This window comes from Mangrovicoccus algicola (genome assembly GCF_014903745.1).
Lineage (GTDB): Bacteria > Pseudomonadota > Alphaproteobacteria > Rhodobacterales > Rhodobacteraceae > Mangrovicoccus > Mangrovicoccus algicola.
The window spans coordinates 57,059-70,978 of sequence record NZ_JACVXA010000014.1 but is presented as its reverse complement, the minus strand read 5'-3'; the positions used below and the strand labels follow the sequence as shown (position 1 = coordinate 70,978).

13 protein-coding genes are annotated in these 13,920 nt (G+C 67.6%); 3 read left to right on the top strand and 10 right to left on the bottom strand.

Annotated features, from left to right (window positions below; all coding sequences use genetic code 11):
* A complete protein-coding gene (locus ICN82_RS07265) occupies window positions 1–1,287 on the bottom strand; it encodes an ABC transporter substrate-binding protein (protein WP_193181257.1) in 1,287 nt (428 codons plus the stop codon).
* A gap of 177 nt (window positions 1,288–1,464) precedes the next feature.
* Between ICN82_RS07265 and ICN82_RS07260 the strand changes: the two genes are divergently transcribed.
* The 3 genes from ICN82_RS07260 (at window position 1,465) to ICN82_RS07250 (ending at window position 4,697) form a co-directional block, all read left to right on the top strand.
* On the top strand, window positions 1,465–2,406 hold the full coding sequence (locus tag ICN82_RS07260) for a LysR family transcriptional regulator (RefSeq protein ID WP_193181255.1): 942 nt from the start codon (window positions 1,465–1,467) through the stop codon (window positions 2,404–2,406).
* Window positions 2,407–2,671: 265 nt separating this feature from the next.
* The gene (locus tag ICN82_RS07255) at window positions 2,672–3,652 is read left to right on the top strand and encodes an ABC transporter substrate-binding protein (protein ID WP_193181253.1); all 981 of its coding nucleotides are present in this window, start codon (window positions 2,672–2,674) and stop codon (window positions 3,650–3,652) included.
* A 4-nt stretch (window positions 3,653–3,656) separates the two neighbouring features.
* Window positions 3,657–4,697, top strand: a complete 1,041-nt coding sequence (locus tag ICN82_RS07250) for an aromatic ring-hydroxylating dioxygenase subunit alpha (RefSeq protein WP_193181251.1) — start codon at window positions 3,657–3,659, stop codon at window positions 4,695–4,697.
* 37 nt (window positions 4,698–4,734) lie between these two features.
* Here the strand turns inward: ICN82_RS07250 and ICN82_RS07245 are convergent, their stop codons facing one another.
* The 9 genes from ICN82_RS07245 to ICN82_RS07205 all read right to left on the bottom strand — a co-directional run bounded on the left by ICN82_RS07245 (window position 4,735) and on the right by ICN82_RS07205 (window position 13,874).
* Window positions 4,735–5,844: a Gfo/Idh/MocA family protein gene (locus ICN82_RS07245; protein WP_193181242.1), complete on the bottom strand. Its 1,110-nt coding sequence runs from the start codon at window positions 5,842–5,844 to the stop codon at window positions 4,735–4,737.
* Window positions 5,844–6,902 carry a sugar phosphate isomerase/epimerase family protein gene (locus ICN82_RS07240; RefSeq protein ID WP_193181240.1) on the bottom strand — a complete coding sequence of 353 codons (1,059 nt, stop codon included), beginning with the start codon at window positions 6,900–6,902 and terminating at the stop codon, window positions 5,844–5,846. The genes ICN82_RS07245 and ICN82_RS07240 overlap by 1 nt, the downstream gene beginning before the upstream one ends.
* Before the next feature lie 16 nt (window positions 6,903–6,918).
* A complete protein-coding gene (locus tag ICN82_RS07235) occupies window positions 6,919–7,749 on the bottom strand; it encodes a TolB family protein (protein ID WP_193181238.1) in 831 nt (276 codons plus the stop codon).
* Window positions 7,750–7,755: 6 nt separating this feature from the next.
* The gene (locus ICN82_RS07230; RefSeq protein WP_193181236.1) at window positions 7,756–8,880 is read right to left on the bottom strand and encodes a Gfo/Idh/MocA family protein; all 1,125 of its coding nucleotides are present in this window, start codon (window positions 8,878–8,880) and stop codon (window positions 7,756–7,758) included.
* A 7-nt stretch (window positions 8,881–8,887) separates the two neighbouring features.
* Entirely contained in the window at window positions 8,888–9,634 is a 747-nt protein-coding gene (locus ICN82_RS07225; protein ID WP_193181234.1) for a sugar phosphate isomerase/epimerase family protein, read from the bottom strand.
* Between the two features lie 28 nt (window positions 9,635–9,662).
* Entirely contained in the window at window positions 9,663–10,748 is a 1,086-nt protein-coding gene (locus ICN82_RS07220) for an ABC transporter ATP-binding protein (RefSeq protein WP_193181231.1), read from the bottom strand.
* A gap of 4 nt (window positions 10,749–10,752) precedes the next feature.
* A complete protein-coding gene (locus ICN82_RS07215; protein ID WP_330998975.1) occupies window positions 10,753–11,667 on the bottom strand; it encodes a carbohydrate ABC transporter permease in 915 nt (304 codons plus the stop codon).
* Between the two features lie 46 nt (window positions 11,668–11,713).
* On the bottom strand, window positions 11,714–12,541 hold the full coding sequence (locus ICN82_RS07210; protein ID WP_226898343.1) for a carbohydrate ABC transporter permease: 828 nt from the start codon (window positions 12,539–12,541) through the stop codon (window positions 11,714–11,716).
* Between the two features lie 100 nt (window positions 12,542–12,641).
* Complete coding sequence (locus tag ICN82_RS07205; protein ID WP_193181227.1) at window positions 12,642–13,874, bottom strand: ABC transporter substrate-binding protein; 1,233 nt, start codon at window positions 13,872–13,874, stop codon at window positions 12,642–12,644.
* Window positions 13,875–13,920 lie beyond the last annotated feature (46 nt).

The following is a 13,920-nucleotide window of genomic DNA, read 5'->3' as shown; positions in this document are numbered from 1 at the left end:
TCACCTCGTCAGGCTGGCGGCGGACTCGGTCACCAGCTTGCGCCCGCCCTCGGCCGGATCGATCATCCCGAAGGCGACCTCCTGGCTGATCTTCAGCATGATCGCATAGGCCTCGCCCGCCCCCTTGGGCGGCGAGGGCGGCAGCGGACCGGCCAGATCGCCGATGGCCGAGATATAGGCGACGGATTTCTTCTGCGCCTCGTCCAGTTCCGGCAGCAGCGCCTCGCGGATCGCGGGCGAGGCCGGCACGCCGCGGTCGAGCCCGAGGATCAGCGCCCCGGCCGGATCGCGCACCAGGTAATGCGCCAGGCGGACCGCCGCCTCGGGCGCCTTGGAGGCGGAGGAGACGACGAACATCTGCGACGGCTTCAGGTAATGACCCGGCGCGCCATCGGGCAGGACCGGCAGAGCGGTCATGTCGAGGCTGGCCTTGTTGACGGCCTGATACCCCGTGAACTGGTTGGAGAAGGCGAAATCCGTCGCTGCCGTGCCCAGCGTGATGGGCGCGGTTTCCAGCGAATTCTTGAACTGCGCCTGCACATCGGCGGGCACGCAGCCCCCGGCCGCGCGCAGCTTGGCCCAGTAGTCGAACCATTCGCCCGCGTCATCGGCATCATAGGCCAGCTCGCCCGCCTCGGTATACAGCTCCTTGCCGCGCTGGCGCAGCCACAGCTCGAAACTGTTGCCCTGCCCGCTGGTATCGGCGGTGGCATAGAAGCGGCGGCGCGGCGTGGCCTCCTTGAAGGCGGCGCAGCGCTCGGCGAAGGTCTCCCAGCTGGTGCCGATCTCCGGCGCCTCGATGCCGGCCTCCTCCCAGGCCGCCCGGTCCAGCAGCATGCCGAAGGAGTTCACCCCGACATTGGCGCCGTAAAGCTTGCCGTCGACCGAGCAGGAGGCCAGGTTCTCCTTGCCGAAATCCTCGATATCCAGCGCATTGCCCAGATATTCGTCCAAGGGCAGAAGCGTGCCGCGCCCGACATATTCGAAGAGATAGCGGTAATCCATCTGGATCAGGTCAGGCGCGTTGCCGCCTGCCACCTGCGTGGCCAGCCGGGTCCAGTAATCGTCCCAGCCCATGTATTCGGTGGCCACGGCGACCGCGTCATCCTGCGCCGCCTCGAAGCCGCGGATGGCCTCGGTGGTGCGGCGCGCGCGTTCCTCGTTGCCCCACCAGACCATGCGGATCGGCGTTCCCGCCGCGCGTGCCATCGGTGCAAGACCCGAAGCCAGGGCAAGCCCCATGCCTCCGGCGAGCAGCTGCCGCCGGTCGATCCTAGCTGTCGTCATCCGGTTCCCTCCCTGGACGATGATTGCTGAGCGCAGCCCGGTCCTCCACCGGCCCGCCCTCCGGCGCCCTGCCCGCGCAGCGACACCTCGGGAAACGGTATCAGCCGGTTTTCTATTTATAAAATACAATTTTTCATCTACAATATAAGCTGTTTTTATACAGCAGGACGGCACGGCATGGACAAGGTTCTGGAGCATTTCCTGGCAATCGCCGAGGCGGGATCCTTCCTGGCCGCCGCCGAGACGCTGGCCGTATCGCAGCCCGCGCTGAGCTACAGCATCCGGAAACTGGAACAGTCGCTGAATGTCGTGCTGTTCGAACGCAGCTCGCGCGGGGTGCGGCTGACCGAGGCGGGCGAGACGCTGTATGAGAACGCGATGATCATGCGCCGCCTCTACGGCAACGCGCTGGGGCGGATCGAGCGCCAGAGGGTCAAGGCCGCGCACGGGATCAGCATCGGCTCGGGCTATTCCTCCTGGGACCTGTTCCTGAAGGATATCGTCATGGCGCAGTTCCGCGCCCATCCCGATGCCCCGATCCATGTCAGCCTGGGCTCGGCGCTGCGCTGCATGGCGCAGCTCCTGGCGGGGGACATCTCGCTGTTCATCGGCAACCAGATCCCGGGCTTTGCCCATGCCAATGCGGTGGAGTTCCTGCCGATGGGCATGTCGCGCGACGGCTATTACGTGCGCGCGGGCCATCCCCTTCTGGAAGCGCCGCGCAGCCTGGCCGAGATCTTCGCCTGGCCCAGCGTGGTCGCCGTGCCCTCGGAATCGCGGCTGGACAAGCTGCAATCCGAGAATGCGCGCACCCTGCCGGAACTGCCGCAGGGCAGCTATGGCCATGCCTTCACCTCGAATTCGCTGGCGGTCTGTCTCGATTACCTGCAGGCGGCGGATGCGGTGCTGACCCACAGCGTCCTGCTGGGCCCCTACCTGGCGCGCCAGGGTGTCCACCAGATCGAGACGATCCCCGGAGAGCCGGAGCGCGCCTGGCCCCTGGGGATCTACGTGGTGACCGAGGCGATGGGCGATGCCAAGGTCGCGCAGATGGTGGAGCTGATCTCGGAACAGGTGCGCGCGCTGGACCTGCCGCCGGTGCCGGGCCAGCCCGGCTGAGGCGAATGTTGCCCAAAAGGCAAGAGAGCGGGGCAAATTTGATTGTTTTCCGCCCTCCCGCCCCGTGCCAGTCTGATCCCGGGGGGCACCGCCCCGGACGTCCGGACAGGTAGCGCATCCGCCATGCTGCCCCGCGCAAGGGGCTCGGCCGATCCGCCAAAGCACCGGAGCCGGGCAGACCGGCAGGCAGACAGCCCTGCCCGTCCCCTTCCCCGCATAATCAGAAAAATCACGACCCATCCCGACAGGAGAAAGGTAGACGGCTTTGAAGATCCGCGATCCCCTATGCTGCCTTGCCGCCGCTTTTGCGCTGGCCGCCCCCGCCGCCGCCCAGGACGCCGTGCCGCTGACCTTCCAGATGAGCTGGAAGGCGCAGGCCGAACATGGCGGCTATCACCAGGCCGTCGCCCGCGGCTTCTATGCCGATTGCGGCGTCGACATGACCATCCGCGACGGCGGGCCGGGCATGGACACCGCGCAGCTTCTGGCCTCGGGCGCGGTCGATGTCGCGCTGATCTCGCAGAATGACGGGGTGATGAACCTGGTCGCCGCGGGCTTCCCGGCGCGCGCCGTCATGACCTCGTTCCAGAAGGTGCCGCAGATCCTGATGTATCATCCCGGCCAGGGGATCGAGACGCCCGCGGACATGAAGGGCCATCCGGTGCTGCTGTCGCAGTCGAACCGGGTCACGATCTGGCCCTTCCTGCAGGCGAAATACGGATTGGAGGATGCCGATCTGCGCGCCTATAACGGCCAGATCGCGGTCTGGATGACCACGCCCGACGCGATCCAGCAGGGATTTGTCTCCTCCGAGCCCTGGCGCTACGAACAGGAGACCGGCGAGGAGGCCAGCTATTTCCTGATCGCCGACATGGGCTATGCCTCGGCCGGTTCGCTGGTCGTGGTCTCCGAGGAGCTGATCCAGACGCAGCCCGAGGCCGTGCAATGCCTGGTCGATGCCTCGGTGAAGGGCTGGCAGGATTTCATCGCCGATCCCGCCCCCGCGATGGAGTCCATCGCCGCGCGCGACCCCAACCAGACCGAGGGGCAGATGCGGTTCGCCATCGACAAGATGATCAGCGAGCACCTGCTCTATGAAACCGACCCCGCCGAGATCGGCCGGATCGACCCGCAGGACTGGGCGGCCCATGCGGAGATGCTGAAATCCCAGGGGCTGCTGGCGGCGGATTTCGATCCCGCCACCGCCTACACGCTCGATTTCCTGACCCCGGCCACGGAAGGCTGACCCGATGCTGAACACGAAACAGAAGACCCTGCGCCGGTTCTGGTACGCGGTCATGCCGACCGCGCATCTGGAGGACGGGCCCAAGCCCTTCACGCTTCTGGGCGAGAAGATCGTGCTGTTCCTCGACGGCGAGGGAAAGCCCGCCGCGCTGGAGGACCGCTGCTGCCACCGCACGGCCAAGCTGTCGACCGGCTGGTGCAAGAACGGCAATATCGTCTGCGGCTATCACGGCTGGGAATACGACCGCAGCGGCCGGCTGGTGATGGTGCCGCAATTTCCCGAACGCCAGGCGGTGCCCAATGCCCGCACCCGCGGATTCCATGCGCAGGACCGCTATGGCCATGTCTGGGTGGCGCTGGACGATCCGATCGCCGACATCCCGGACGTGCCGGAAGAGGCGGATCCCGGGTTCCGCCGCATCCACCAGTTCTACGACCGCTGGGAAACCTCGCCCTTCCGGCTGATGGAGAACTCCTTCGACGCGGCCCATATCGCCTTCGTGCACCGCAACACCTTCGGCGACATCAACGACCCGGTGCCCGAGCAATACGTGATCGAGGAGACGGCGGAAGGCTTCACCGCCTCGGTGAACCAGGAGGTGGTGAACCCCGCCCATGCCGTGCGGATCACCGGCGAGCCCGAGGGCAAGACCACGCGGCGGATGGTCAACAAGTGGTACATCCCCTTCTACCGGCGGCTCGACATCGAATATCCCTCGGGGCTGCGCCACATCATCTTCAACTGCGCCACGCCGATCGATGACGGATCCATGCAGATCTCCCAGATCCTGTTCCGCAACGACACCGAGGCGGATTGCCCGGCCGCCGACCTGATCGCCTGGGACCAGGCCATCATCACCGAGGACAAGGACATGCTGGAATGCACCGATCCCGAGGTGGTCCTGGACCTCAAGCGGCGCACCGAGCTGCACATGGTCACCGACCGGCCCGGCATGATCATGCGCAAGAGGCTGCTGCAGCTGTTCCACGACCATGGCGAGCCCGAATATGTCGAGGGCGCGACCGAGGTCCTGGCGGCGGAATGATCCGGAGGGCGGCCTGTTCCGGGCCGCCCGCCTGCCGTCAGGGCGCAACCCAGGCGGCATTTTCCGCGGAAGAGCGCAGGCAGGCGGCGATGAAGCGCATCCCCGCCATGCCCTCGCCGATGCCGGGCAGCGCCTCCGCCGTCTCGCCGCGGATCCGCGCGGCCGCTTCGGCATAGAGCGTGGCGAAAGCCTCCAGATAGCCCTCGGGATGTCCGCCGGGCGTGCGCAGATGCGCCAGTCCCGCCGGTCCCGCCCCCGCCCCGCCGCGGGTCAGGATCTGTGCGGGCCCGCCGAAGCGGGTGAAGGTCATCCGGTTCGGATCCTCCTGCGCCCAGTCGAGCCCCGCCTTCGTGCCGTGGATCCGCAGGCGCAGCGCATTGCCGTTGCCCACCGCCACCTGGCTGGCCCAGAGCATGCCCCGGGCCCCGCCTTCGTAGCGCAGCATCACATGCACGTTGTCATCGACCCGTCGCCCCGGCACGAAGGCCTGAAGGTCGGCCGACAATTCGGCCACGTCCAGCCCGCTGACGAACCCCGCCAGGTTATGGGCATGGGTGCCGATATCGCCGATGCAGCCGCCCGCGCCCGAACGTGCCGGATCGGTGCGCCACTCGGCCTGCTTGCCGCCCGTCTCCTCGGCCAGCCAGTCCTGCACGTATTCGACATGGACCAGGCGGATCTCGCCCAGCTCGCCCGCCGCCACCATCTCGCGCGCCTGCCGGATCAGCGGATAGGCCGAATAGTTATGGGTCAGGATGAACTGCCGGTCCGAGGCCGCCACCGCCGCGGCGATCGCCTCGGCCTGCTCCATCGTCGCCGCCAGCGGCTTGTCGCAGATCACGTGGATCCCGGCCTGAAGGAAGGCGATGGCGGCAGGCGCGTGCAGGTGGTTCGGCGTGACGATGGCGACCGCATCGATCCCGTCGGGGCGGCCCGCCTCGGCGCGGGCCATCTCGGCAAACTCGGCATAGCTGCGCGCGGGATCGAGCCCGATCTCTGCCGCGGAGGCCCGCGCGCGGTCGGGATCGGAACTCAGCGCCCCGGCCACCAGGTCCCATTGCCCGTCGATGCGCGCGGCGATGCGGTGGATGCCGCCGATCAGCGCCCCCTGCCCGCCGCCGACCATGCCCAGTCTCAGACGCGCCATCAGCCGAGCCCCAGCATCTTGCGGATCGCGGCGCGGTCGGTCGTGCCGCCCGCGAAGTCGTCGAAGGCCTTGCCCGTCACCTCGATCAGATGCGCGTCGATGAAGGGCGCCCCTTCGCGCGCGCCCTGTTGCGGCGATTTCAGGCAGCATTCCCATTCCATCACCGCCCAGCTGTCAAAGCCATGCGCCGTCAGCCGCGAGAAGATCGCGGCGAAATCGACCTGCCCGTCGCCGGGGCTGCGGAACCGCCCGGCGCGCTGCACCCAGGGCTGGTAGCCCGAATAGACGCCCTGCCGGCCATCGGGATTGAACTCGGCATCCTTGACGTGGAAGGCGGCGATGCGGTCGTGATAGCGGTCGATGAAGGCCAGGTAGTCGAGGCATTGCAGCACGAAATGCGACGGGTCGTAGAGGATCTTCGCCCGCGCATGGCCGCCGACCGCGTCGAGGAACATCTCCCAGGTGGCGCCGTCGAAGATGTCCTCGCCGGGATGGATCTCGTAGGCGAGATCAACGCCCTCGGCCTCGTAATGGTCGAGGATCGGGCGCCAGCGGCGGCCGAGCTCGGCAAAGGCCTCCTCGATCAGCCCTTCGGGGCGCTGCGGCCAGGGATAGAGATAGGGGAAGGCAAGGCTGCCCGAGAAGGTGACGGCGGTCTTCAGGCCCAGCCGGCGCGAGGCGGTCGCGGCCTTCTTCACTTGGCCCACCGCCCAGTCGGTACGGGCGGCGGGATCGCCATGGACCGCGGCGGGGGCGAAGCCGTCGAAAAGCGCGTCATAGGCGGGATGGACGGCGACCAGCTGCCCCTCCAGATGGGTGGACAGCTCGGTGATCTCCACCCCGGCCCCGGCGCAGAGGCCCGCGATCTCGTCGCAATAGTCCTGGCTCTCGGCGGCGCGGTCCAAATCGAACAGCCGGGCATCGCCCGCGGGGATCTGCACCCCCTTGTAGCCCAGGTCCGCGGCCCATCCGCAGAGGCCCGGCAGGGTGTCGAAGGGCGCTTCGTCGCCCGCGAATTGCGCCAGGAAGATGGCGGGGCCCTTTATCGTGGCAGGCATGTCGGTCCTTTCGTCATCATGCGGGAGGCGGGGCATAGCGGCAGAAGGCAAAGCGGCCTCCCTCCGGCGCCCAGCAGGGGGTGTTGATCGTGCCCTGTCCGCCGAACAGGCCGAACAGCGCGCGGTCGCGGCCCGTTTCGAGGTCGATCAGGCGCAGCGAGACGTCGCGGTCGCGCGGATGGCCCTCGGTGCCCTGCGGATAGGCCAGGTAGAGAACATGCCGCCCGCCGGGGGCGGGATGCGGGAACCAGGCATCGCGCGGGGCATCGGTCATCTGTTCGGGCGTGCCGCCATCGGCGGGCATGCGCCACAGCTGCATCGTCCCGCCGCGCGTGGCGTTGAACCAGATCCAGTGACCATCCGGCGTGTAGTCCGGGCCGTCATAATGGCCCGGCCCGGTGACGAGGATCCGCTCGTCGCTGCCATCCAGGGCGCAGGTGGCGATGGCGAAACGCTCGTCGCGGATCGCGGCATAGGCCAGGCGCGCGCCGTCGGGCGACCAGCCATGCCACCAGGAGGGACCCAGCGGCGTGACCCGGCGCGGCGCGCCCCCGGCGGCGGGAATGGTGTAGATCACCGACATCCCCGCCTGCGAATGGTCGCAGAAGACATGGGTCCCGCCATCGGGCGAGATGCCGTGATCGTTGTTCAGCCGGTCATGCGGCCCCAGATCGACCGGCACCAGATCGGGCGCGTCGAGCGACACGCGGAACAGCCCGCCCTCGGCATTGACCAGAAGATAGCCGCCGCCGGGCGCCCAGTTGGGCGCCTCGATCAGCCGGTCGGTGGCCAGCAGGACCCGCGTCGCGCCGGTGCTCAGGTCATGCAGGCAAAGCTCGCTGCGCATCGCCGGTCAGGCCAGAAGCGCCGCGGCCGCGGCCGGGTCCAATGCCGCCGGGCGTTCGCAGGTCGTGGACAGGTCCAGCGCACGCGCCTCCTCGCCGGCGCGCAGGATGGCGGTCATCACGTCCACCACATGCAGCGAGAAATCCAGCGAACAGCGATGGTCCCGCCCCTCGAGGATCGCCTGCGCCATGTCGGCCAGCCCGGCGGTGCGGTAATTGGCCCGCCCCTTCTCGTCATTCGCGACGGCGAAGGGGTGCCGCCAATCCGCAGCGACATTGACGAATTCCGGCCCCGCCGTCATCCGCAGCTCGCCGCCGAAGAAATTGGGATCGGGCACATAGAGCGTGCCGTCGCGGCCATAAAGCTCCATCGGCGCATGGCCGTGATGCCAGACATCCCAGGAGGCGACGAAGGTCACCTGCGCGCCGGAGGCGAATTTCAGGATCGAATGGATCGTGGTCGGGGTCTCCACCGGGATCCGCTCGCCATGGCGCGGCTGGCTGGTGATGGTGCGGTAGTCGGAGGCCGATCCGGCGATCGCCGCCACGCGGGACACCGGCCCCAGCATCTGCACGAGGTTGGAGATGTAGTAGGGGCCGATATCCAGCACCGGACCCGCGCCCGGCTTGAAGAAGAAATCCGGGTTCGGATGCCACATCTCCATGCCGGGGCTCTGCACGAAGCAGGTGCCCGAGGTGATGTCCCCCACCGCGCCCTGATCGACGAGGTGGCGCGCCAGCTGATGCGCGCCGCCCAGGAACGTGTCGGGCGCCGAGCCGATGCGCAGCCCCTTGGCCCCGGCGATGTCGGCCAGCGCGCGGCCCTCCTCCAGGCTGAGGACGAAGGGTTTTTCCGACCAGACATGCTTGCCCGCCTCCAGCGCCGCCTTCGAGACCGCGAAATGCGCGGGGGGGATGGTCAGGTTGACGATGACATGGATGTCCTCCGCCGCCAGCAGATCCTCCACCGACAGGGCACGCAGGCCGAATTCGGCGGCGCGCGCCGCGGCCAGATCGGCGTTCAGATCGACGCAGGCGCGCATCTGGATGCCGCGGAACAGGGGGGCGAGGCGCATATAGGCGGCGGAGATGTTGCCGCAGCCAATGACGCCGATGCCGAGTGTGTCGCTCATGATGACCTCAGAATGTCTTGAAGGCGTCGATGGACCGGGTGGCGAACCGGGTCGCGTCCGACGGCTTGTCATGTTCCATCACGAACAGCTCGACCCCGATGCCGCGCAGCGCGGCCATCAGCGCGGGCCAGTCCATCGTGCCATGGCCCACATCGGCCCAGCCATCCTCCTCCGCGCCGTCGCCATCGGGGGCGATGTCCTTCACATGGGCGGCCGTGATGCGGTCGCCATGGCGCGCGATCCAGTCCAGCGGGTCGGCCCCGCCGCGCAGGATCCAGGCGATATCCGCCTCCCAGGCGATGTCGGGCGCCTCGGTCAGGATGATCTCCATCGCGGTGGTGCCGCCGCCCAGATCGGCGAATTCCCAGTTGTGATTGTGCCAGCCGAAGCGGAACCCGGCATCGGCCACCTTCTTTCCGGCCGCGTCCAGCCGTTTGGCGAAGGCCTGCCAGCCGGGCGCGTCCATGCCGCGCATCGCGGGCGGCACGGCGGGGCAGAAAAGCTGCGACATGCCGAGCGCCTTCGCGGCAGCCAGCGTCGTGTCCAGCCCCTCCTCGAAGCTTTCGGGCGGGAAGAAATGGCCCGAGGGCATGGTCAGGCCGCGCGCGTCCAGAAGCGCACGGAACCCGGCCGGGTCGGCATAGACCCCGCCGAAGCCCTCGACCTGGGCATAGCCCAGATCGGCAAGCATGGTCAGAACCTGGTCCCACGGTCCCGCGTCGCGGGCCGAGTAGAGCTGAAAGGATACGGTCATCGTGATCTTCCTGAATGCTGGAATCGGGTCAGAGACGGGTGTCGTCGGAAAGGCGGAACAGATGCGCGCGGGCCGGATCGAAGCCCAGGCGCAGGGGCTGGCGTGGACGCAGGTCCGGCTGGCCCGGCATGCGCGCCCACAGATTCCGGTCGCCCGCGCGGGCGCGCACAAGGGTATCGGAGCCCAGGGGCTCGACCAGGTCGACGGCGGCGTCGAGCCGGACCGGCATCGCCTCGGCCCCCTCCCCCGCCTCGACATGTTCGGGGCGGATGCCGAAGACCGCCGGTCCGGAGGCCGCATCGGAGCCGAAGGCATAGGTCTGAAGCGGAACGCTCATTCCCTCGGCCGAGAAGCTGGGCGTGATCTGCATGTCGAGATTGCCCTCGATCATGTTCATGGTGGGCGAGCCGATGAACTCGGCGACATAGCGGTTGGCGGGGCGGTTGTAGATCTCCTTGGGGCTGCCCAGCTGCATGATGCTGCCGCCCTTCATGATGGCGATGCGGTCGGCGAGGGTCATCGCCTCCACCTGGTCATGGGTGACGTAGATCATGGTGTTCTCCAGCTGCTGGTGCAGCTGCTTGATCTCGACGCGCAGATCGGCGCGCAGCTTGGCGTCGAGATTGCTCAGCGGCTCGTCGAAGAGGAACACGTCGACGTCCCGCACCAGCGCCCGGCCGATGGCGACGCGCTGGCGCTGTCCGCCGGAAAGCGCGGCGGGCTTGCGTTTCAGGAGCGGTTCGATCTGCAGGATCCTGGCCGCCCGGGCGACGCGCGCGGCGATCTCGGCCCTGGGCAGGCCCGCATTCTTCAGCCCGAAGGACAGGTTCCCCTCCACCGTCATCTGCGGGTAGAGCGCGTAGGACTGGAACACCATGCCGATGCCGCGGCGCGAGGGTTCCTCCCAGGTGACGTTCTTGCCCTGGATGAAGATCTGCCCGTCGGTGATGTCGAGAAGCCCGGCGATGCAGTTCAGCAGCGTGGATTTCCCGCAGCCCGAGGAGCCGAGCAGAACGAGGAACTCCCCCTGCCCCACCTCCAGGTTCAGGTCGTGCAGGACCTCCACCGCGCCGAAGGCGAGTGTCAGGTCCCTGATGGCGATGCTTGGCTGCATGGCGTTATCCTTTCACCGCGCCGGCGGCGATGCCGCGCACGAAGAGCTTGCCGGAGGCGAAGTAGATGGCCAGCGGCACGAGCCCGGTCAGCAGCGTGGCGGCCATGTTGACGTTGTATTCCTTCACCCCCTGCACGGAGTTGACGATGTTGTTCAGCTGCACCGTCATCGGGTAGAGGTTCGGCCGCGTGAACACGGTGCCGAAGAGGAAGTCGTTCCAGATGCCGGTGATCTGGATGATCATCGCCACCGTGAAGATCGGCAGCGACATGGGCAGCATGACGCGGAAATAGATGCCCCAGAACCCCGCCCCGTCTACGCGGGCCGCCTTGAACAGCTCTTCGGGCAGCGAGGTGAAGTAGTTGCGGAACAACAGCGTCACGATCGGCATGCCGAAGACGGTATGCACGACGATCAGCCCGGTCAGCGAGCCGTAGAGCCCGGCCTCGCGCAACAGGATCACCATTGGGTAGAGCATCACCTGATAGGGGATGAAGGCGCCGAAGATCAGGATGGTGAAGAACGCCTCGCCGCCGCGGAACCGCCAGTTGGCCAGCGCGTAGCCGTTGACCGAGGCGATGAAGATCGAGACCAGCGCCGAGGGCACGGTGATCCTGACCGAGTTCCAGAACCCGCGGGAAAGCCCGTCGCAGTTCAGCCCGGTGCAGGCCTCGGCCCAGGCCTTCACCCAGGGCTCGAAGGTGATCTCCACCGGCGGGGCGAAGATGTTGCCCAGCCGGATCTCGGGCATGCCCTTCAGCGAGGTGACGACCATCACCCATAGCGGCAGCAGGTAATAGACCGAGACCACGAAAAGCGTGCCGTAGATCATGATGTTGCGCCCCGAGAGGCGGCGGCGCGGCTTGCGGCCGCGCGGCCCGCTGGCCGCCTGCGCACGGGCGGCATAATCGGTCAGCACGGTTTCCGCCCGCGCCTGCAGCGGATTGCAGTCGGGATCGCGCAGCTTACCCACGGCGTTTCCCCCCGAATTCCAGCATGGCCCAGGGGATGACGACGATGGCGACCGCCAGCAGCATCATGGTCGAGGCGGCAAAGCCCTGGCCCAGGTTCTGCCCGCCGAACATGTAGTCATAGACGTATTTCGCCGGGACCTCGGTGGCGATGCCCGGCCCGCCGCCGGTCTGCGCGACCACGAGGTCATAGAGTTTCACGATGCCCGAGGTGATCAGCACCAGCGCGGTGATGAAGACCGGCCGCATCATCGGCACGATGATGAACAGGTAGGTCTTCCAGGCCGGGATGCCGTCGACGCGGCTGGCCTTCCAGATCTCGCCGTCGATGCCGCGCAGCCCCGCCAGCATCAGAATCATGATCAGCCCCGTCCCCTGCCACAGCCCGGCGATCAGGATGCCGAAGATGGCGATGTCGGGATTGTAGAGCGGGTCGAAGGTGAAATTCTCGAATCCCAGCCCGCGGATGATCGACTGGAGCCCGAATTCCGGGTCGAGGATCCATTGCCAGACCAGGCCGGTGACGATGAAGCTCAGCGCGAAGGGATAGAGCAGGATGGTGCGGAAGGCGTTCTCATAGCGGATCTTCTGGTCGAGAAGCGCGGCGAGGACGAAGCCGATGACCAGGCTGAAGACCAGCGAGCACAGCCCGTAGATCGCCAGATTCTCGATCGAGATCACCCAGCGGCGGGTCGACCACAGCCTGTCATACTGCTCCAGCCCGACGAATTCCGCACGCGGCAGCATGCGCGAGCTGGTGAAGCTGTAGACCACCGTCCAGACCGTACCGCCGAGGAACACGACCAGCGCGGTCAGCACCATCGGGATGGCGGCGATCTTGGCGGTCAGGTTGCGCAGCAGCCGTCGCGGCGGAGCGGCGGAAGGCGGGGGGCTTGTCGCCCCCCTGCCGGTGGCGGCGGCCTCAGCGCGCATCGCCGATGATCCCGGCAAACCGCTCCTGCGCCTCTTCGGGCGCATAGGACGGATCTGCGAAGAACTCGACCAGCAGATCCTCGATCCGGGTGCGGGTGTCGCTGTCGATCAGCTGGTTGATGTCGGGCATCGCCGTGCCCGCCGCCAGGATCTCCAGTCCCTTGCGCATGCAGTCATTGGCCGCATCCAGGTCGACATCGCCGCGCACCGGCAGCGATCCCTTCTTGAGGTTGAAGGCGACCTGCGCCTCGGGCGAGAGGATCACCTCGGCCAGGTCGGCCTGGGCATCCGCCACGTCGTCGTCGCGCACCAGCGGGAAATAGAAGGCATCGCCGCCGGTGGTCAGGACGGGCTTGTCCCCCAGTCCCGGCAGGCAATGGTAATCCTGCCCCGCGACCTGGCCCGCCATGGCGAATTCGCCCTGGGCCCAGTCGCCCATCACCTGCCCGCCCGCGGCGCCGGTGATCAGCATGTTGGTGGCCTGGTTCCATTCCTGCACCGTGGATTTCGCCGCCAGCCCGCGCGCGGTATCGAGCGCGGCGAAAATCTGCGCCATATCGGCCCCGGCGGCGATTTCGGCATCCTTGTCGCGATAGACCGACAGGTAGATGTCGTCAGGCAGAAGCGAGATCACCAGCGTCGCGAACAGCCCCGCCTGCTGCCAGGCCTGCTGGCCAAGCGCCAGCGGCACCTTGCCTGCCGCCTCCAGCGCGGGGGCGGCGGCGACGAATTCCTCCCAGTTCGTCGGCACCGGGATGCCCGCCTCGGCAAAGGCCTTGTCCGACAGCCACAGCCATTGCCAGGAATGGATGTTCACGGGCACGCAATAGACATGGCCATCCAGCGTGCAGCTGTCCAGAAGCGAGGGCGGGTTGACCACCTCGCGCCATTTCCCCGCCTCGGCCAGGTCGGTGAGGTCGCGCATCAGTCCGGCCTCCACCAGCTCCTCGGCCTGGCGGCCATGGTTGAACTGCGTCGCCCCCATCGGATCGCCGCCGGTGATCCGCGAGATCATGATCGGCCGCGCGGTGTTGCCCGACCCGGCGATCGCGCCGTCGACCCATTCATGTTCGGTGCGTTCCTCGAACAGGCGCGCGAATTCCGCGACGGCGGCGGCCTCGCCGCCGGAGGTCCACCAATGGGTGACCTCCAGATCGGCGGCGGCGGCCGGAAACGCGGCAAGGGACACGGTTAGCGCAAGGGCGCCCCGGATGGTGTTCATAGCTTCCTCCCCACCGGCCCGAAAGCCGGCCTCATCGGTTTGTAAT

What these genes read in the sequence shown, in the direction of transcription:
- ICN82_RS07225 (WP_193181234.1), bottom strand. Translation starts at nt 9,634, where the DNA reads ATGACCGTATCCTTTCAGCTCTACTCGGCCCGCGACGCGGGACCGTGG.
- ICN82_RS07245 (WP_193181242.1), bottom strand. Translation starts at nt 5,844, where the DNA reads ATGGCGCGTCTGAGACTGGGCATGGTCGGCGGCGGGCAGGGGGCGCTG.
- ICN82_RS07235 (WP_193181238.1), bottom strand. Translation starts at nt 7,749, where the DNA reads ATGCGCAGCGAGCTTTGCCTGCATGACCTGAGCACCGGCGCGACGCGG.
- ICN82_RS07230 (WP_193181236.1), bottom strand. Translation starts at nt 8,880, where the DNA reads ATGAGCGACACACTCGGCATCGGCGTCATTGGCTGCGGCAACATCTCC.
- ICN82_RS07265 (WP_193181257.1), bottom strand. Translation starts at nt 1,287, where the DNA reads ATGACGACAGCTAGGATCGACCGGCGGCAGCTGCTCGCCGGAGGCATG.
- ICN82_RS07220 (WP_193181231.1), bottom strand. Translation starts at nt 10,748, where the DNA reads ATGCAGCCAAGCATCGCCATCAGGGACCTGACACTCGCCTTCGGCGCG.
- ICN82_RS07205 (WP_193181227.1), bottom strand. Translation starts at nt 13,874, where the DNA reads ATGAACACCATCCGGGGCGCCCTTGCGCTAACCGTGTCCCTTGCCGCG.
- ICN82_RS07260 (WP_193181255.1), top strand. Translation starts at nt 1,465, where the DNA reads ATGGACAAGGTTCTGGAGCATTTCCTGGCAATCGCCGAGGCGGGATCC.
- ICN82_RS07250 (WP_193181251.1), top strand. Translation starts at nt 3,657, where the DNA reads ATGCTGAACACGAAACAGAAGACCCTGCGCCGGTTCTGGTACGCGGTC.
- ICN82_RS07240 (WP_193181240.1), bottom strand. Translation starts at nt 6,902, where the DNA reads ATGCCTGCCACGATAAAGGGCCCCGCCATCTTCCTGGCGCAATTCGCG.
- ICN82_RS07210 (WP_226898343.1), bottom strand. Translation starts at nt 12,541, where the DNA reads ATGGTGCTGACCGCGCTGGTCGTGTTCCTCGGCGGTACGGTCTGGACG.